Below are 20,446 nucleotides of genomic sequence, written 5' to 3'. Positions count from 1 at the left end.
ATCAAATACTTGAACGGTTTCCACAAATTGAATGTCGCCATTAATGATCACTCCTTCTGTTGGTCAACAAATATGGAACGATAAAGACCGCCACAAGAAGCAGCATGATGATGGCAATCGCAGCACCGTTTGCATAATAATTACCGCGGAAGGTCGTTTCAAACATGTACACCCCAGGTACATCTGTCACAAAGTTGGCGCCAGAACCGGTCATTGCATAAATAAGATCAAATATTTTCAATGAAATATGGGCCATGATGATGACCACGCTGACCGTGATCGGCATCAACATCGGTAATACCACTTTTTGGTAGACTTGAAACTCGGAAGCGCCGTCCATCCTTGCCGCTTCTCTTAGTTCGTCAGGAATTCCGCGCAATCCCGCCAAGTACATGGCAAGCGAAAAACCTGTCATCTGCCAGACCGCCGCGATGACTACCGCAATGATGGCCACCGGCAGCCCGAATTCAATGCTCCCCCATTCGAACCCTGCCAGAATATTTGTATCTGTGTACCATTTCGGCTGGATACCGAATACGGAAAGAAATTGATTATAGCCTGTCGAAGGGTTGAGAAGCCATTGCCAGACGACACCTGTCACAACAAAGGACAAAGCCATCGGAAACAAGAAGATGTTTCGGAACAAGGATTCGCCCTTCAGTTTTTGATCGATCAAAATCGACAAACCAAGCCCTAACAGAATAACGAGACCGATGAATAATATTGTAAAAAAGACCGTGTTCCTGACATCCGCCTGAAAGCGGTAGTCACTGAACAAATAAGCATAGTTTTTCAATCCTGCAAAAGAAAAATCCGGAACAAGGGTATTCCAGTTACTCACCGACACCCACCCCGTCCAGCCGATAAATCCATATACAAAGACAAGGACCAGAATGAATGATGGTGCCAAAAAGGCCAACGCGACCAGCTGGTCTTTCGATAGTTTCTTTTTCTGCCTTTTTTGAGGCGAATGTTGCGGTTTTTCCGCCTGTTTATTATTTGATGAGTACTCCTCCGTACTCTTATTCACAGCATGTTCTGCCATCACGATCTCCTCCTCTCACCATCAGGTATGTCCTTTCAGGAAAACGGCTGACCCTGCCCCGAGTCAGCCGTTCTACTTTGAAAGCCATCCTAACTTACAATTCAGCTGCTGCGTTTTTCAATGTGTTGATGAAGTTTTCGACGTCAAGCTGTGTCACGAAAATATTGACTGCCTGGTTCGCTTTCGTCACAAACCCTTCCGCTGCAGCAGAACCGTGTGCAAGACTTGGAGTCAAGTTGAAATTGTTGAAATCATCCATCGCATCTTGGCCATACTCGTCATATTTGGAAGTATCGGCATCGACACGGGCTGGAATCGAACCTTTCAACGGGTTGAATGCATCCTGTCCTTCCTTTGAACCCAACACGCTCAAGAAAGACTTCACATCTTCTGGATTTTCCACCCCTTTAGGCAATCCGAATGTATCGGTGATGACCATGAAGTCCCCATCCGTTTCAGGATATGGGAAATATCCGAAGTCGACATTTGTTTCCAAATTCAAGTCATTGGAGAAATAACCTTTGGCCCAGTCACCCATGTTGATCATGGCTGCTTCCCCGTCTCCTACCAATTGGGCGGCATCCTGCCAGTTACGGGAAGCATGGTCTTCATTTACATAACCAAGCACTGTTTTGAATTTTTCTGCTGCTTCGACGACTCTCTCATCGTCAAAAGCTACCTCGCCTTCCCAAAGCGCCCGGTAATCCTCCGGTCCCAGCTCGCCAAGAAGGATATTTTCAAAAATCTGGGTGGCTGTCCATGCTTCCTTATCACCCAGCGCCAATGGAGTGACTCCTGCAGACTTCAATGTATCAGCCACTTCGATGAACTCATCGTAAGTGGTCGGAACTTCCAAACCATGTTCTTCAAAAATCGCTTTGTTGTAAAAAACAACGTTTCCTCTATGGATGTTGACCGGGACAGAATAAATATTGCCATCCTTGCTCACCAGATCGATCAAATCCTGCGGGAATTTATCCATCAAACCTTCTTCTTCATAAAAATCGTTCAATGGCTCCATTTTATCTGCAGCCACCCAGCCATCATTCAGCTCGGCTCCGCCGTGAACCTGAAAAGTGGATGGTGGATCATCCCCCTGCATCCGGGTTGCCAGTACTGCTTTTGCGTTGGTACCGGCACCACCTGCCACTGCGGCGTTTTCCACCGTAATGTCAGGATGTTCCTGTTCAAATAAATCGATCAGTGCAAGCAGGCCGTCCTCTTCCCCTGCACCTGTCCACCAACTGAAGATTTCGACAGTACCGCCGTCTCCACCTGATTCTGCAGCTTCTTCCGAATCACCGGAGCCTGCGGATGCATCCGACTCTTCCGCTCCGTCGCTTCCGGAGGAGGAATCAGAACTGCAGGCCGCAAAAACGATCGCCATAATCATTAATAATAAAATGCCAAGTAGTTTCTTCATGATAAAGCCCCCTTCTTTTGTCTTGTAAAACGCTTTAGATAACGCTTACATGTTGATTATAGAAGACCCGTACTTAAAATAGAGAAGTGATTTTCTGTACTTTTTTATGATTTTCTTCACTATTTTAAGATTTGCTTTTGATATTGTTTCGGGGACATTAGATAATACTTTTTGAAAACCCTGCTGAAGTAATTCGGGTCCTTATAGCCGATCATAAAAGAAATTTCTTTCAAGCTGTACTGATTGGATTCCAGGAATTCTTTGGCCTTTCGCAGCCGGATATTGGTCAGATAATCGATAAACGTTTCCCCTGTAGCTTCCTTAAAAAGGTTGGAAAAATAATTCGGGCTTAAATCCGTATGTAATGCCACATCTTCCAGGCTGATCGACTCGTGGAAATGATCGGAAATATATTTTCTGGCCCGCTCCATCTTGTGGTGGGACTGGTGAAAATACTGCACCTGCTGGCAGACATGTCTAAGCAAACCCGCCCAATCTTGTCGTGTTTGAATAGAAGAGAGGGATTCCTCCGGTGGGACTATTCCTTTTTCATGCAATTCTTGTTTCAATCGATAGTAGCATTCCACCAACACTTCCCTATTGGAATCGACCTCCAATAATTTGTAGAGGTAATGCAAGGCATTCTTTTCATTTCCTTGTGCAGTCTCTTCGACAATTTTTCTTATCAGCGCACTATTCTGTCCCGACCCATCCTGAGGTGGAAAACCATAGCTGCTGCCACCCGTTTCAGCGAGCTGGTTGACCGCCGAATTGGCCTGGAAAAAGGATTCTGGCAAGTCTTTCAGTTTCCTGCATGGATGGCCCGCTCCCACGAATGAGTCTTTCCCAAATTTCAACTGCAATTTGCGTGCCAGCTTCAATACGGCTGCTTTATTTTGCTGAATGTCCGAAAAACCTGCAATGACGATTTGTCCGTCAACCGATTGCAAAATGTATTGATCGGAAGACCATTCCCTCAATGATTCCGCTATCGAGGATAGGTTTCCTCCCCATCCGACCGCCACGAGGAAATAGGCAGACTGCATATTCGGAAAAAGGGATTGAAGCAACTCGAGCGTGTCGCTGCCTGTGTCGTATTGCATGATTTTTGCCAGCAAAAGCTCTCTTGCCAGTTGATCGGACTGGCTCTCCTGCCTGCGCCGTTCTTCTTGTTCGGCAATTTCCTTTTTAACCCGCAAGACCGCCCGGATTGTCTCCTCCTTTTTACTAGGTTTGAGGATATATTCGCGGACACCCATCCGCATCGCTTGTTTGGCATATTCGAACGAGTCATAGGCCGAAACGAGAATGAATTTGATATCCTGATTATCTGCACGTATTTTCTCGATTGCTTCCAAACCATTTATTCCCGGCATTTTGATATCCATCAAAATGACATCCGGTCCCAGTTCAGCCGCCATTTCAATTGCTTTCCGCCCGTTGACCGCCTCCCCGACGACCGCCAAATCCTGAAAGTTGTCTTCCAAAAACTTTCGCATTGCTTTCCGCTCCAACAGTTCATCTTCTGCTATCAGCACTTTCATGTTCCAACCTCCTCCAAATCTTGGTCCATCCTGTTGAAGTCTCTCGGCAGCATAAGTTTGATTGTCGTCCCTTCTCCGGGTTGGGAATCAATCCGGATGATATTTTCCCGTCTGTAAAAAAGCTGCAGTCTTCGAATCACATTGGTAAGACCTAATCCTGTGGAATGGCCGATATGATCTTCCTGCTCTGTATGAGGAAATGATAAAACCTTGCTCACTTTTTCCCTTGTCATTCCTGCACCGTTATCCCGAACCTCGACGATGATCGAAGAAGTCTCCTCATATATGAATAACTGGATAGTCCCGCCATCCTCCTGTTCTTCGACACCATGGATAAAGGCATTTTCAACCAAAGGCTGGAGTGTCAATCTTGGGACAGGAAAATCGAGGCAGTATTCATCTACATCGATCTTGAAGTCGATTCTTTCCGAGAACCGTGTTTTTTGGATGCTTAAGTAATCCTCGACAACAGCAACTTCTTCTTTCAATCGTACGAACTTCTCGATATCTCCGAGACTGTACCGGAGAAGCGCTGCAGTGGAGTCGATCAAATTGGAAGTGGAGCGGGCATCTTCTAAATAAGCCATTTTCGATATGGTATTCAATGTGTTAAACAGAAAGTGGGGATTCACTTGATTTTGCAAATGTTTCAGTTCCAATTCCTTCATCAGCCTGTCCTGTTCCGACTGATCCTTAATCTCTTTGATCAATTCATGGATACTTGCTCTCATATGATCGAAGGAACTGCCTAAGAGCTTCAATTCATCGTTTGAATCAATCTCGACAGGCTTGCCGCTGAAATCCCCTTTTGAAACCTGCCTGGCAGCATTGGTCAACTGCTGTATCGGTTTATTGATCCCCTGGGCAAACCAAATCGCGAAAAATACTGCCAGCATGATCGTTGTCGTAAATACAAAAATAATGAACAGCCGGAACGACTCGTTTCTGTCCTGCAAATCGGCATAAAGTGTCTGATATTCTGTAAGCTCCAAATCGATCAAGTGGAGAGTCGTTTCCTGAATGTAACTTGCGGTGCTTTGTGTTTCCTTCAAATGGGCTGTGTATCGTTCAATATCGTCTTTCAGAACAAAACCAATCGTAATCTCACTTTCATACAGGACATTATCGATCAAGTTAAGGTAATTCCTTGCTTGTGTTTGTTCCTTGTGATCAAGTCCCGCCAGGAAATGTTCCTCCTGTTCCTTGAATGATCTGCGGGTTTCATAATACGCCTCTAAATTTTCATCTGTCTGATCCATGACATACGCTTTTGTATCTTCAAATAACTGATTGGAGATGCTGGAGATTGAATTTAATACGAGGAACCGGTCGAAACTGGCATCATATTTTTCGGTCAGCGTCCTGGAACTTACATAAATCGAGATGGATACAATATTGAACAAAACGACAAATACGAAGAAGTAGACGATCAATTTACTGCGGATCGATTTCATGACTGATCACCCTTCGTGATGACTTCCCCGTTTTTTATATCTTGATTGCGAATGATACTCGTTTCCGTATTTTGCAAGGTAGGTATGACCTTTTCTTGCTGGAGATCAATCATGTAGCGGACGGATAGTCTCCCCATCTCCATCGGAAACTGTGTAATGGTCGCGTCGATTTTTCCCTGTTCAATCAACTCTACTGTCTGCGGGAGAATATCAAACCCGACAATATATGGATGTTCAGGTAAATGGATTTCTTCAATGCCCTGGACGATGCCAACTCCGTCCAAAGCACTCGTGCCGAACAGTGCGTTAATATCCGGATGGTCCTTCAGCAGGGAATAAGCTGCCTGTGCAGCCCCTATTTCCGTAATGTTCGATTCTTCTATATCAACGAGCCGTACCCGATCCGCCATTTGCAATGCATCTTTGAAACCGGCAATTCTTTCCTGTTGATTCAACGCATCGAGCGATCCAGTAACAATACCGACATTGACCACACCTGAAGTATCGTTGAGCAAGGCCTTGCCTGCCAGAAAGCCGGCTTGATAATTGTCAGTCCCCACATAAACTTGGCGGTCGCTGTCCGGAACATCTGTATCCACTGTGATGACGTCAATACCTCTCTCAACGGCCTTATGAACGAGTTCTTTAAATGCCTCACCCGGAATTCCCTGGGTAATTATTCCGTCCACTTTTGATGAAATCATCCGATCGATCGTATGCAGTTTTTCTTCTTTATCACTTTTCCTCGGACCGACATATTCCAAATAGACGTTATGTTTCCCGGCTTCTTCCTTGGCTCCGTTTTCTATCAATCTCCAGTACTCATTTCCTACTTCTTCCGTTATCAGGGCGAAGTGGTAATCGTAGATTTGCTGGGAGGATGCTGTCTGGTTTTCCATATAAAAGGTCTCTTTCCCGTAATAAAGCATAAGAAATAAACTGACTAGAAAAATTACAGCACCCAGAGTGTACATGGTTTTTTTCGGTAAATTGTTCATCGTCTCCCCCCTCGCATTTTATGTAAACGCTTTATTTAGATTATATTATAAAAGTCCTCTGTTAATCTAACGGACGTCCGATAAATAGTACGGACCATCAAAAAAGCAAGCCTCCCCATTGAAGGAGGCTTGCTTCTATTTAGTCGGCAGAAATCAAATCCGCGACAAGAATATATCGCTCAGGTGCATCGCCGGCAAATTCAAACGGATAACAAGTAGTTACGGTCAGGGTGGCTTCCGGCTTCGGTACAATTACCGTCCGGTCATCCTTGTCGACAATCCTGACTTTACGGACTTTATAAGTGAACTCGCCTTTTGCCGTACGGGTTATTAAAAGGTCCCCCTTGCCCACTTCCCCGAGATTACGGAAGACAGTATCGCGGTGTCCTGACAACACCGAATTGTCCGCTTCACCCGGTAGAACACTGTCGGCATAATGGCCAACGCCGCTTTCCAATTCCTCTTCATCTGTTCCGTGATAGATTGGCAGCTTTGCGTCCAGTTTCGGAATGATCAAATCGCCCATATAATCACCCTGCTCGGGAACCTCTGGATAAACTTGTTCACTTTCCGACTGTTCTTCCGGCTTCTCCTCAGAGACAGTTTCCTGTTTTACCGGCATAGCCTGCTTATGGCTGATCGCCTGTTGTTTTTCCACTGCAGTTACTTGTCCCGTTTTATAAATCAGGTAACCTTTCCCGAATTTATAGACGTTCGTGGTCATGAAAAAAAGTCCTGCAACCACCAAAAGGCATGATAAACCAAGGATAATCAGCCTCCCTTTTTTCCTGTTCATTCAGCGGATCCGCCCCATTTTCTTGAGCGGCGGAACAGGAAAAGTCCCAATCCTGTCAAAGCAAGACCGAACATGGCATGTTGCGCATAATCGCCAGCCGTTTTCGGGAGCTGACCGCCTTTTACCGTTTGTCCAGAAGTGCTTTTTTCTACTTTCTTTACAGCTTCCGGTTCTGGTTTTGTTGTCACGATTTCTTCAGCTTGTTTGATATCTTCGCCTGTTTCTTTGATTAGATCGGATCCGAACATTTCTGCCGTCAACAAAATATCAGCAAGGAAAGCTCCCTGTTTGTCATATAATTCGATAAGTAAATCGAAGCCATTTGTACTTGTCATCGTCATCATCGTTTGCAAGGACAAAGCTTGTTTATCCCCGTCTTTCACAAGATAGAATTTTGCCTCCATCTGAAACAAATCGAGAAAGTCCTGGTATATATCCAAAAGTTCTGCGATTTCTTCAGCAGACAACTCATCCGCTGTTTCAAAATCTTCGAATGCAAGCATCCTGTCGCTTAATTCCAACAGTTTGTCGGAGAAAGCAGGATCTTCGTAATCGAGAGTTTCCAAATGCGCAGCCAATCTTTCTACCTCTTTCTCTGTAAGGCCGAATTCTTCGAAAAGGAGGAAAAGCTCCGAAAAGTAATCTTCTTCATACAAGTAGTAGTCGACTGCCCATTCAAGGTCTTCTATGTACTCATAATTTTCGATAGAGTCGCCATACTCCTGTAAAAATCCTTCCAGTTCTTCCTTGGAATCAAATTCAAACCAGTCCAGCAATTCCTGAAGGTTCTGTTCATCAATCAGAGTCCCTTCCCAGCCATTCAAATAAAAATCAACATACAGGTCCAGTTCTTCCGAGAAGATGATCCAGCTGCCTTCCAGCACATCCTGGCCTTCCTCGATATCGCCATACTCGACAAGCAGGGAATTCAATTCTTCCCTAGTCAAAACGTATTTGTCGAGTACTGGCTGGACCGACTCTTCCGTAAGCGGCGTACCCAGTTCATCGACTGACTCGAAATCATCCAAATACCAATCTTTCTCCTCCAGGTAATCGATGTATGCTTGTTTTTCCCAACCGGTTTCCTGCAGGAATTGATTGAATTCTTCGTCCTCTGTCTCGATCGCAAACACAGAAGCAGGCACAACCCCCATACAAATTACGACAGCCAATAACATTGCCACTACACGCTTCATCCATCTTCCTCCATCACTCGCATTCTATTAAATCTAGAATAGTATATTCGATTAAATAGCTTTTGGATAGAGGCTTTTTATGTCGTTTTTTGTATTTTTCAAAAATTACAGATAACTACAGAGCTTTCACTAAACCGCCGTCGACGACAAGGGATTGGCCGGTGATGTACGTATTGGCACCTGAGCCAAAGAACACGATTGTTTTAGCGAACTCTGCAGGATCGCCTGAACGGCCCGCCGGTATTTCCTGCTCAGTAAGGGACTTGATTTGGTCGACAGAAACCCCTTGTTCTTCGGCCTTCTTTCTATTTAATTCCATAATCCTGTCGGTTTCGATCCGGCCCGGGCCAATGGTGTTGATCATGATATTGTCGGGTGCAAGCTCTTGGGAGAGGCTTTTGGACAGTCCCGCGATGCCGGGACGGAGTGTATTCGACAATAACAGGTTGTTCAGGCTTTGTTTTATGGAAGAGGAAGCGATATTGACGATATGCCCTTTTTTCTGCTTTTTCATATAGGGAAGCACTGCTCTTATCGAGCGTATGAAGCTTAACAGATTCAATTCGAAGGCGTGCTGCCATGCCTCGTCATCGAAGTCTTCGAAGGTACCTGCGGGAGGTCCGCCGGCATTGTTGATCAATACGTCGACTGTTCCATTCCAGTCGACTGCTTTCTGTACCATGTTCTGGATGTCTTCGGCTTTCTTCACATCGCATACGATGTACTCGACCTGGTTGTTTCCGGTTTCTTTCTTGATTTCTTCGGCTGTTTTAGCAAGTTCTTCTTCACTTCTGCTGGATATCAACACACGTGCACCTTCTCTGGCAAACTCCATAGCACTCGCCTTCCCAAGCCCTTTGCTTGCGGCCATGACAATAACTGACTTTCCTTTTAGTTTTAAATCCATGATTTATCTCTCCTTTAATAGATTTTATATTTTTCAGTTGAGGCAAATTGCGACATCGTGAAAATTACTTTTTGTGACGTTTTCTCTCATTCTGATGTTTATAGAGTGTTGGTACTCGCTGCGGCTGAACACTTCGCTTTCCGCGGGCACGGCCTCAGCCTCCTCATCAGCAAAGAACGCTTCTTGCGGGGTCTTCGGACTCGCGCTATTCCTGCAGGAGTCTGCGTGTTCTGCCTTCGCTGGTTGCGATTTTCTGAATTTTGCTCGGGATTTACCCCGTGTTTGACATATTATAGGGTCACTCACTTGATCAGAAAATCTATATGAGCGGTGGAAAAATTGTGATGCTCCTTGAAAATAAAGTTCGATGTTCTGAGTGCGTTGTAAACTTTCAAAAGCAGGGTTCCGAATTCAAGGATTAATGTTTACGCAAGAGTCACCGTGTTCTGCCTCTCACCACTCAATGGTTTTTATCCATTTATGTTAGGGAAAACCATGTTAGATACATTTCAGGATTACTTCTCACCTAATCAGAAAATTACACCAAGCTGCGGAAAAATGCGAGACTCCTGTGGGAAAGGAACAGTCTGAAGACCCCGCAGGGCGCTTTTCCCGAGGAGGCTGAAGCGTTCCCCACGGAAAGCGAGTATTTTTCCGCAGCGCTGGACTACCACTCAATCAGAAAAGGATGGTAGGAAGCCATACTGAAGTTATGTCGTAGTATATGGTTATCACGCTACAGCAACTAGAAGCAGCTTTTGTCTATTATACCGCTTTCTTTTTTGCAAGCTAAGCAATTTGAATATTGGGAGATGGGGGTACTTGCAAATAAAAAACCCGATAGATTTTTTCTATCGGGCTTTCTTTTCAGTATCAAGCAAGAAAGACGGCGCCATATCCCAAGGCTCCGAGAATGACGAAGGCTGGATGTACTTTCAGCTTTTCCATAAGCACATAGCTAGCCGCAATCAAAAACAACGTTTGACCAATCCCTGCCCCTTCATAAGAAGTGCTGAAAAAGTTGAAAGCCATCACGCCCAGAAGGACGGCGATTGTCGGCCGGATCAAAGCTGTCATTTTTTTGACACGTGGAGAATCTTTGAACTTATTCAACAAGCTCAATAAAACGACCATCAATATCAATGATGGGGCTACGGTCGCAAACACCCCGATAACCGAACCAAGAACCCCTCCCTGTTGATACCCGATATATCCTGCCATTTTCGTCGCAATCGGGCCTGGAAGCGCATTGGCCATCGCCAGCATTTCACTGAAATCATTGACAGACATCCATTCGTATCGATCCACCACTTCATTTTCGACTAACGGAATGGAAGCAGGTCCGCCACCATATCCGACTATTCCCGGAATAAAAAATGCTAAAAATATTTCCCAATAAATCATACCGACTGCCCTTTCTGTCTGGATTTATCTGTTGGTGCCTCGTCTTTCTTAGACGGTTCTACAAGGGCATATATCAGGAGTGCCGCAATCAGGATTCCTGGGTGCAGTCCCGCAATCTCAATCAAAATCAGAGAACCGACTGCCAAAATCCCTGTAAGCGCCCAGCCTAGTCCACCTTTTGCCTTAATTATAAAGTTATAGGTTAAGACTGCCAGCATCACGCCAACTACCGGCACGACTGCATTCGTCATCCCTTGAACGATTGGATTCCCGCTCATCGATGCCAGGAATGTAAGCAAAATAATCAAAAATACAATCGTCGGAACGATAGTAGCAAGGACTGCATTGATCATTCCCATTATTCCGGATACCCGGTAACCGATATACCCGGCCATTTTGGTGGCAATCGGTCCGGGCAGTGAGTTTCCAAGTGCCAATACGTTCGCAAACTCTTCATCAGACATCCACTTGTACTTTTCGACTACCTCTTTCTGGACAAGCGGTATGGAAGACGGTCCACCGCCATAGCCTAGAATGCCGACGCGGAAAAAAGCTAAAAATAAGTGCCATTGTGTCATAAGGTGTACCTCCGAACATCTACCAATTAATAAGAAGCGATCGAGCCATCTGTCCGTGACTCTGTTCCACCGTAGAGGGTTCCCGTATCATTGTCCCTCCAGATGATTTGTCCTCTCCCGAACGCGCCTTGTTCCAATTCTACTTGGATTTGATGGCCTTTCCTAACAAGGTGCTCAGCGATATGGTTCGGAAAATGCGGTTCAACGACAAATTTCTTGCCTTCCATCCACTGCCAACGCGGCGCATCGAGTGCTGCCTGCGGATTCAAATGAAAATCGACCGTGTTCATGACGACCTGCAAATGTCCCTGTGGCTGCATATATCCACCCATCACTCCGAAAGGACCAACTGGCTGGTTGTCTTTTGTCAAAAAGCCCGGAATGATCGTATGGTATGATCTTTTTCCTCCTTCAAGTGCGTTTGCATCAGAAGGATTCAACGAGAAATCGTAACCCCTGTTCTGAAGGGAAATTCCTGTTCCTGGGACAACCAGTCCTGAACCAAATCCCATATAATTGCTTTGGATAAAGGATACCATATTCCCCTCGGCATCAGCAGTGGCTAAATAAACTGTGCCGCCTTTTGGAGGTGTGCCCGGCTCTGGAGTCAGTGCTTCATCCGCAATTTCGGCTCTTCTCTGTTCAGCGAACTGCTCAGACAACAAGTCCTTCACCGTATGCTCCATATGATTTCGTTCCGTAATGTATTCTTTCCCGTCGGTAAAAGCAAGCTTCATCGCTTCCAGCTGTTTATGGTATGTATCGACAGAGTCCTTCTCTTTAAACGAGTACCCTTTCAGGATATTCAAGCCCATTAATGCGATCAATCCCTGGCCATTCGGCGGAATCTCCCAAACATCATATCCCCTGTAGTTGACAGAAATAGGGTCTACCCATTCCGGTTTGTAATCAGCCAAATCTTCAGCTGTTAAGAATCCATCATATTGATTAGAAAAATCGGCAATCTTTTCAGCCAACTCGCCACGATAAAACGACTCGGCTTTGGTTTCAGCAATCGAACGAAGTGTATTTGCATGTCCCGGGGATTTCCAGACTTCCCCCACTTCCGGAGCTTTGCCATTTGGCGCAAACGTCTCGAACCAATGTTTGAACTCATCACTAGTCAATACTTCTTTATATTTTTTGTAGGCCATTTTCCAAAACTTGCCCAGAACCGGAGAAATTGGGTATCCATTTTCCGCATAATCAATGGCAGGCTTCAAGACGTCAGTCAAAGGTAATTTCCCGAAACGCTCGGACAATTCAGCCCATGCTCCGGGAGCTCCTGGAACTGTAACAGGCATCCATCCAAATTTCGGTATTTCCTCATATCCGCGTTCTTTCATTTGTTCTATCGATATGTTTTTCGGTGCAGGACCGCTGCTGTTCAGACCGTGCAGTTTTCCCTTGGTCCAAACCAAAGCAAATGCATCACCGCCGATCCCATTTGATGTCGGTTCAACGACTGTCAGGGCTGCAGCGGTGGCAATGGCAGCATCGATAGCATTCCCGCCCTGCTTCAAAATATCAAGTCCTGCTTGTGCAGCCAGTGGCTGGGACGTTGCCACCATTCCCCTATTGGCAACTGTGGTTGTACGGCGGGATGGGTATGGATAATTTAAATGATCAAATGATTTCATTAAAACCGCTCCTCTCTTTTTCAAAGAAAATTGGCTTCCCATCATACATTCGGAAGCCATTTATTATGTAAGAATATGCCCCCGCCGCTGGCAGGAGCCTCAGCTGTCTTACTCTTACCAGAAGCTGACCGGGCACTTCAAAGTTGATTCAGCCTGTTTTATTAATTCACGATTGAGAGAAACCTCTAAATAGTAAAATTCATTCTAGGGACGCTTCCTCTTGTTCTGATGATTATGAAGGGGATATACTCGCTGCGTCAGAACACTTCGCTGTTCAAGGTTGGCTGAATTTAGGTATTAGCAACATCCATGTTAGAGAAATTTCTGCGATTTCTCCTCACTTAATCAAAAATTTATCATAGGCAGCGAAAAATTGCTTGCATTCCTTGAAAAACAAAGGAAAAACCATGTTAAACACATTTCAGGACCACTTCTCACCAAATCAGAAAAATTATAATTANTTTATGGTATGTATCGACAGAGTCCTTCTCTTTAAACGAGTACCCTTTCAGGATATTCAAGCCCATTAATGCGATCAATCCCTGGCCATTCGGCGGAATCTCCCAAACATCATATCCCCTGTAGTTGACAGAAATAGGGTCTACCCATTCCGGTTTGTAATCAGCCAAATCTTCAGCTGTTAAGAATCCATCATATTGATTAGAAAAATCGGCAATCTTTTCAGCCAACTCGCCACGATAAAACGACTCGGCTTTGGTTTCAGCAATCGAACGAAGTGTATTTGCATGTCCCGGGGATTTCCAGACTTCCCCCACTTCCGGAGCTTTGCCATTTGGCGCAAACGTCTCGAACCAATGTTTGAACTCATCACTAGTCAATACTTCTTTATATTTTTTGTAGGCCATTTTCCAAAACTTGCCCAGAACCGGAGAAATTGGGTATCCATTTTCCGCATAATCAATGGCAGGCTTCAAGACGTCAGTCAAAGGTAATTTCCCGAAACGCTCGGACAATTCAGCCCATGCTCCGGGAGCTCCTGGAACTGTAACAGGCATCCATCCAAATTTCGGTATTTCCTCATATCCGCGTTCTTTCATTTGTTCTATCGATATGTTTTTCGGTGCAGGACCGCTGCTGTTCAGACCGTGCAGTTTTCCCTTGGTCCAAACCAAAGCAAATGCATCACCGCCGATCCCATTTGATGTCGGTTCAACGACTGTCAGGGCTGCAGCGGTGGCAATGGCAGCATCGATAGCATTCCCGCCCTGCTTCAAAATATCAAGTCCTGCTTGTGCAGCCAGTGGCTGGGACGTTGCCACCATTCCCCTATTGGCAACTGTGGTTGTACGGCGGGATGGGTATGGATAATTTAAATGATCAAATGATTTCATTAAAACCGCTCCTCTCTTTTTCAAAGAAAATTGGCTTCCCATCATACATTCGGAAGCCATTTATTATGTAAGAATATGCCCCCGCCGCTGGCAGGAGCCTCAGCTGTCTTACTCTTACCAGAAGCTGACCGGGCACTTCAAAGTTGATTCAGCCTGTTTTATTAATTCACGATTGAGAGAAACCTCTAAATAGTAAAATTCATTCTAGGGACGCTTCCTCTTGTTCTGATGATTATGAAGGGGATATACTCGCTGCGTCAGAACACTTCGCTGTTCAAGGTTGGCTGAATTTAGGTATTAGCAACATCCATGTTAGAGAAATTTCTGCGATTTCTCCTCACTTAATCAAAAATTTATCATAGGCAGCGAAAAATTGCTTGCATTCCTTGAAAAACAAAGGAAAAACCATGTTAAACACATTTCAGGACCACTTCTCACCAAATCAGAAAAATTATAATTAAGCTGCGGAAAAATGCGAGACTCCTACGGGAAAGGAACAGTCTGAAGACCCCGCAGCTGGTGCATTTTCCAGCGAGGAGGCTGAAGCGTTCCCCGTGGAAAGCGAGTATTTTTCCGCAGCGGCGGTTTACCACTCAATCCGAAAAGGATGGAAGGAATTCATGCTAAAGAATGTTAGTTCGCAGTTTATGGATTATATGCCCTTCAACAATCTTTCATTAAAATGTTTTTCTTTATTATACCTCATGACACGCGACAAAATGACCTTTTTCTACTTCGCGCCATTCTGGGCGTTCTTCTGCGCATTGGGCGGTAGCCAATGGGCAGCGGGTGTGGAACGGACAGCCTTTTGGGTAGTCTGCCGGGTTAGGCAAGTCTCCTTCCAGACGGATCCGGTCTTTTTTCCTTCCCGGAATAGGTCTCGGGATAGCCGACAGAAGTGCGCGTGTATAAGGATGGAGCGGGTTCCGATAAAGCTGATCAGAACTAGCCAACTCCGCTGTGGCACCTAAATACATGACAAGCACCCGGTCGCACACATGGCGGACAACCCCTAAGTCATGGGAAATGAACAAGTATGTCAACTGGTGTGACTCCTGAAGCTTCTTGAGAAGCTTAATGATTTGCGCCTGGACCGAAACATCCAATGCAGACACTGCCTCGTCACATACGATAAAAGATGGATTCAAGGCAATCGCCCTGGCAATGCCAATCCGCTGCCTTTGACCACCACTGAATTCGTGCGGATATCGCTCGTAAAATTCTTCTTTCAAACCGACTTCCTTCAACAGTTCCCTCACGCGCTGCTGGCGTTCTTTTTTGGGTAAGTCGGTGTGGATGATGAAGGCTTCCTCCAGTGCATCGCCGATCCTCTGTCTTGGATTAAGGGAAGCATATGGATCTTGGAAAATCATCTGCATCTCTTTTTTGAATTTTTTCAGTTTGTTGTCTGGCAGACCGCCAATGTTTTCGCCGCGGTATTTGATCGTGCCGTCGGTAAGTTTTTCCAACCCAAGAACAGTTCGCCCAAACGTGGACTTTCCACAGCCGGATTCGCCCACCACCCCGAGTGTTTCGCCTTCATACACATCGATGCTGACATTTTCCACGGCCTGGACATTACCTGTGGTTCTTTTCAATATACCGCTTTTAATAGGAAAGTATTTTTTTACATTTTTCACTTCAAGAAGGGGTTGCTGTTTTGTCATGTGCGTTAACCTCCTGGAGCCAGCATTTCGATTCGTGCGTTTCAAGGACTTTGAAGGATGGCGGCGATTCTTCCCTGCAGCGATCTGTCGCGAATGGACATCTCGCATGGAACCTGCATCCTTCTATTTTCTCATCAAGGTTCGGGAGTGATCCTGGTATCGATTCAAGCGAATGTTCTGCATCATCCACATTCGGGACAGAAGCCAGCAACCCTTTTGTATATGGGTGCTGCGGATTGTTGAAAATTTCTTCTACATCCCCTATTTCGACTACTTCACCTGCATACATGACCATTACCCTGTCAGCTATTTCGGCAACGACTCCCATGTCATGGGTCACGAAAACGACACCCATATCCATTTCTCTCTTCAAATCGTCGATTAAATCCAAGATTTGCGCTTGTATGGTAACATCAAGGGCCGTAGTTGGTTCATCTGCAATCAATAAGGATGGATTACAAGCAAGTCCCATCGCAATCATCACCCGCTGCCTCATACCGCCGCTAAGTTCATGCGGAAACTGGTTGAGGCGCTTAGCCGGATCAGGAATACCTACTTGGTTGAGCAATTCGACCGCCCTTGTGTTTGCCTGACGCTTGGATAGTCCTTTGTGAAGCATCAAGGGTTCACGTAACTGGTAACCGATCGTGAAGACAGGATTTAGAGCGGTCATCGGTTCCTGGAAAATCATCGACATTTTGTTACCGCGCAGGCGCCTGATTTGTTCTTCTGATTTTGTTGTCAGTTCTTCTTCCTGAAAGGTAATCGAACCTTCTGCGATTTCTCCATTCGATGGCAATAACCCCATGACAGATAAGGAGGTTATACTTTTTCCACAGCCGGATTCTCCAACAATGCAAAGCGTTTCCCCTTTATCAACTGAAAAAGATATCCCACGGACAGCGGAAAGTTTTCCTTTCGCTGTCCGGAATTGGGTTACCAGATTATCGACTTGCAGTAGTTTTTCCATCATTCACCCTACTCTCTAGTAACGTTAAGCAGTCTCCATTCACCAGTCGGATCAAGCTCCAGACCTTTCACATCTTTCTTATAAGCAGCAGAGACGACGCCGTGGTTCATCGGTATGTTGACAGCATCTTCCACCGCTATCAAGTTAGCTTCCTGGATTTTCTGCTTGCGGACTTCTTGATCTACAATGGTGCGTGACTCATCTACTAACTTATCAAACTCTTCATTGTTGTATCTCATTCTGTTAGAAGACCCGATATTATCCGAATGAAGGTTCGGATAAAGCATCTCACTTCCGTCGGCAGTACTGTTGCTCCATCCCATGAAAGTCATTTCGAAGTTTCCTTCCAAAGTAGTGTCAAGGAAAGTTCCCCATTCCATTGATTCGATCTCGGCATCTAGCCCTACTTCAGTCAATTGGGATTGGACAATTTCAGCCATTTTCATATAGCTTCCTGTATTTGCTGCAAGCAATGTAACCTTCTGTCCTTCAAATCCGTTTTCTGCGATGATTTCCTTCGCCTTTTCTACATCATACTCATATCCAGCCTCTGCAGCTGCTTCATCATATCCGAAAACTTGCGGGCCTATGATACTGTCATTTTTAACCCCTAACCCTTTAAGCTGGTCTACATATGCTTGTCTATTAACCGCATGTGCGACAGCTTTACGGAACTCAAGATTATTGAATGGTTCTTTTTCCATATTGAAACCTAAGTAATAAACCGGTGTACCTGGTTTAGTTTCTACTGTCACATCATTCATGGACTCTACTCTGGATAGATGCTCTGCAGGCACTTGGTCGATAAATTGTACTTCGCCTGTTTCCAGCATGGAGACAGCTGTAGAGTATTCAGGTACGACTTTCATCGTTACAGTTTCTAATTCAGGTGCGCCGTTCCAATAGTCTTCATTCTTGGTCAATGTGACATGGTCGCCTTCTACCCATTCTTCAAATTTGAATGGTCCCGTACCGACTGGTTCACTGTTGATATCCCCTTCTTGGTCGGCAGTCGGGCTCACGATGGAAGCATTTGTATGGGACAATGCCGCAAGCAATGGACCGTATGGTTCTTTTGTTTTGATTACAACTGTGTATTCATCTTTCACTTCGATCGATTCGACAGGTGCGAGTAGAGAAGCACGAGGAGCAGCTCTGTCTTCATCCAGGAATTGTTCAAATGTGTATTTTACAGCTTCGGCATTGAAATCTGTGCCGTCTTGGAATTTGATATCTTCTTTCAATTTGATTTCCCAAGTGTTTTCATCAGGTGTTTCATAAGACTCAGCCAACAATGGCTCGATTTCCATTGTTTCCGGATTGCGGACGAACAATGTTTCATATATCTGGGCAATCATGTTAGACGATACGGAATCATTCGTATCAATCGGCGATAATCCAACTACATCGGAAGTTGTTGCATAGGTGATTTCCTGAGGAACATCTTCTCCTCCTGTAGCACCACTGCTCGTATTGCTGCCACTGCAACCTGCAAGTGCCAGTATCAAAACCATCAACGAAATAAATAACGTTCTCTTTTTCAACACGGTTATTCCCCCATTTAAAATTAGTTATTAAAATCCATATTCGGATCTAACGCATCCCTCAAACCATCTCCTACTACGTTAAACGCAAACACTACCAGCATAATGGCAATGCCCGGCACAATGGTCATATGTGGTGAAGACCACATAAAGTCCTGACCGGCGGCAATCATGGCACCCCATTCAGCGGTCGGCGGCTGTGCACCAAGACCCAAGAAACTAAGGGCTGATGTGGATAGAATCGAAGTCGCCATCCTCATGGTTGCGAACACGATAATCGGAGCTGTACAGTTCGGCAAAATATGTTTCAAAATTATCCTTGTATTACTAGCCCCCAGCGATTTCATCGCCAGTACATACTCTTGTTTCTTAACAGTCAACACACTGCCGCGCACAATTCTGGCACAACCCGGGATCGACCAGATACTGATGGCAATCACTACATTCACCAAGCTAGTACCAAGCATGGCAATAATAAGCATAGCCAGGAGGATTCCCGGAAAAGCAAACAACAGGTCGACAATCCGCATGATTATTCCATCCAACCTCCGGTAATAACCAGCGAGTAATCCTAATGTCACCCCGCCAGCTAAACCGATGACGACAGACGTGATACCGACTATTAAGGAAACCCTTGCTCCATAAACCAATCTTGACCACATGTCCCTGCCATAGTTATCTGTTCCAAGCCAGTGGCCATCTGCCCCGATCCCAAGTTCGGCATTGGACAAATTTTGTTCGACCGGCGTATATTGCACGATCCAGGGTGCCAGGATTGCCATCAGCACTTGCAGGAAGATAACGATCAATCCGAAAACAGCAAGTTTGTTTTTCAGCAATTTCCGAATGGTATTCACTATTTCGCTGCTCCGTTTTTTCTCTTTTGGTTGAGCACTTTTCAATGCTGCTTCTGAAGCCATCTATTACACACCTTCTTTCTAATCGTAGCTGATCCGAGGATCTATCAAAGCATAGATAATGTCGACGATCAAATTAACAAGGACAAACAACGCTGCAACTAACAGTACGGTAGCCTGCACAACCGGAAAGTCTCTAGAAGCAATGGCGTCGATCATCAATCTGCCAACACCGTTTATGGCAAACACCTGTTCTGTGATGATTGTGCCACCAAGCAGTGCGCCGAAGTTGACGCCGATTACGGTAATAACAGGAATCATGGCGTTTCTTAAAGCATGAATCCAAATGACGTTCCGTTGTTTGACGCCTTTTGCCTTTGCAGTCCGGACATAATCAGCCCGAATTACTTCCAGCATCGTCGATCTGCTCATTCTGGCAATCATGGCGGCAGAACCTGTTCCAAGCGTAATTGCCGGCAGTATCAGTTGTTTCATTCCTTCTATTGTATAGAAGGGAGCATTCAACCCGCCGACAGGCAGCCATTGCAATGTCACCGAAAACAGGAGAATCAGCATGGTACCAAGCCAAAAGTTTGGAATGGAAATCCCGGCTAAAGCGAAGGTTGTGCTGGAAACATCAAACCAGGAATTTTGCTTCACCGCTGAAATAATACCGGCAGTGACGCCAATAAGTACTGCAACAATCATGCTGGCAATCGCCAGGTTCAATGTATTCGGAAACCTTGTAATGATAGCTTCTGACACAGACTGACTTGTTTGAAATGAGTAACCAAGATCACCTTGCAATAGACCACCCATGTAATCCAAGTACTGAACGAGTACCGGCTTGTCCAGACCCAAGTCTTTCCTGATTGCCTCTAAATCGGAAGCATTTGCAGTCGGTCCTCCGATAATCGAAGCCGGATCCCCAGGTGCAATATGCATGCTCATGAAGACCAAAAACGAGATACCGATCAAAAGTATGATCATTTGAAAAAAACGACGAACGATTAAACCGATCATGTAACACGCCCTCCTCCCCGAAGTGAAAATTAAAGTAAGTAATTAATG

16 protein-coding genes and 1 pseudogene are annotated in these 20,446 nt (G+C 45.3%); all 17 read right to left on the bottom strand.

Going from position 1 to position 20,446, the window contains the following annotated elements; all coding sequences use genetic code 11:
• Window positions 1-40 precede the first annotated feature (40 nt).
• Complete coding sequence (locus CZ434_RS20000; protein WP_077624741.1) at window positions 41-1,045, bottom strand: carbohydrate ABC transporter permease; 1,005 nt, start codon at window positions 1,043-1,045, stop codon at window positions 41-43.
• A gap of 94 nt (window positions 1,046-1,139) precedes the next feature.
• On the bottom strand, window positions 1,140-2,468 hold the full coding sequence (locus CZ434_RS19995) for an ABC transporter substrate-binding protein (RefSeq protein ID WP_077624740.1): 1,329 nt from the start codon (window positions 2,466-2,468) through the stop codon (window positions 1,140-1,142).
• Window positions 2,469-2,587: 119 nt separating this feature from the next.
• Window positions 2,588-4,012: a response regulator gene (locus CZ434_RS19990; protein ID WP_077624739.1), complete on the bottom strand. Its 1,425-nt coding sequence runs from the start codon at window positions 4,010-4,012 to the stop codon at window positions 2,588-2,590.
• A complete protein-coding gene (locus tag CZ434_RS19985; protein WP_077624738.1) occupies window positions 4,009-5,466 on the bottom strand; it encodes a sensor histidine kinase in 1,458 nt (485 codons plus the stop codon). The genes CZ434_RS19990 and CZ434_RS19985 overlap by 4 nt, the downstream gene beginning before the upstream one ends.
• Window positions 5,463-6,464, bottom strand: coding sequence for a sugar-binding protein (locus CZ434_RS19980; protein ID WP_077624737.1), 1,002 nt, complete (start codon window positions 6,462-6,464; stop codon window positions 5,463-5,465). The genes CZ434_RS19985 and CZ434_RS19980 overlap by 4 nt, the downstream gene beginning before the upstream one ends.
• A 139-nt stretch (window positions 6,465-6,603) precedes the next feature.
• Complete coding sequence (locus tag CZ434_RS19975; RefSeq protein WP_077624736.1) at window positions 6,604-7,260, bottom strand: class D sortase; 657 nt, start codon at window positions 7,258-7,260, stop codon at window positions 6,604-6,606.
• The gene (locus CZ434_RS19970) at window positions 7,257-8,456 is read right to left on the bottom strand and encodes a processed acidic surface protein (protein ID WP_077624735.1); all 1,200 of its coding nucleotides are present in this window, start codon (window positions 8,454-8,456) and stop codon (window positions 7,257-7,259) included. The genes CZ434_RS19975 and CZ434_RS19970 overlap by 4 nt, the downstream gene beginning before the upstream one ends.
• A gap of 115 nt (window positions 8,457-8,571) precedes the next feature.
• The gene (locus CZ434_RS19965) at window positions 8,572-9,363 is read right to left on the bottom strand and encodes an SDR family oxidoreductase (RefSeq protein WP_077624734.1); all 792 of its coding nucleotides are present in this window, start codon (window positions 9,361-9,363) and stop codon (window positions 8,572-8,574) included.
• A gap of 873 nt (window positions 9,364-10,236) precedes the next feature.
• Complete coding sequence (locus CZ434_RS19960) at window positions 10,237-10,767, bottom strand: chromate transporter (RefSeq protein WP_077624733.1); 531 nt, start codon at window positions 10,765-10,767, stop codon at window positions 10,237-10,239.
• Window positions 10,764-11,345, bottom strand: a complete 582-nt coding sequence (locus tag CZ434_RS19955) for a chromate transporter (protein ID WP_077624732.1) — start codon at window positions 11,343-11,345, stop codon at window positions 10,764-10,766. The genes CZ434_RS19960 and CZ434_RS19955 overlap by 4 nt, the downstream gene beginning before the upstream one ends.
• Window positions 11,346-11,371: 26 nt before the next feature.
• Complete coding sequence (gene ggt, locus CZ434_RS19950) at window positions 11,372-12,985, bottom strand: gamma-glutamyltransferase (protein WP_077624731.1); 1,614 nt, start codon at window positions 12,983-12,985, stop codon at window positions 11,372-11,374.
• A gap of 455 nt (window positions 12,986-13,440) precedes the next feature.
• Window positions 13,441-14,337: pseudogene (locus tag CZ434_RS19945) on the bottom strand (gamma-glutamyltransferase family protein); the annotation flags it as partial.
• 695 nt (window positions 14,338-15,032) lie between these two features.
• Complete coding sequence (locus CZ434_RS19940; protein ID WP_077624729.1) at window positions 15,033-16,004, bottom strand: ABC transporter ATP-binding protein; 972 nt, start codon at window positions 16,002-16,004, stop codon at window positions 15,033-15,035.
• Entirely contained in the window at window positions 15,979-16,977 is a 999-nt protein-coding gene (locus tag CZ434_RS19935; protein ID WP_077624728.1) for an ABC transporter ATP-binding protein, read from the bottom strand. The genes CZ434_RS19940 and CZ434_RS19935 overlap by 26 nt, the downstream gene beginning before the upstream one ends.
• Before the next feature lie 5 nt (window positions 16,978-16,982).
• Entirely contained in the window at window positions 16,983-18,518 is a 1,536-nt protein-coding gene (locus CZ434_RS19930) for a glutathione ABC transporter substrate-binding protein (RefSeq protein WP_077625280.1), read from the bottom strand.
• Between the two features lie 23 nt (window positions 18,519-18,541).
• Entirely contained in the window at window positions 18,542-19,438 is an 897-nt protein-coding gene (locus CZ434_RS19925) for an ABC transporter permease (RefSeq protein WP_077624727.1), read from the bottom strand.
• A gap of 18 nt (window positions 19,439-19,456) precedes the next feature.
• Window positions 19,457-20,398, bottom strand: coding sequence for a nickel ABC transporter permease (gene nikB, locus CZ434_RS19920; RefSeq protein WP_077624726.1), 942 nt, complete (start codon window positions 20,396-20,398; stop codon window positions 19,457-19,459).
• Window positions 20,399-20,446 lie beyond the last annotated feature (48 nt).

The sequence above is a fragment of the Sediminibacillus massiliensis genome, assembly GCF_900156915.1.
Taxonomy (GTDB): Bacteria; Bacillota; Bacilli; order Bacillales; family Amphibacillaceae; genus Sediminibacillus_A; species Sediminibacillus_A massiliensis.
This window is presented reverse-complemented; position numbering and strand designations above follow the sequence as displayed.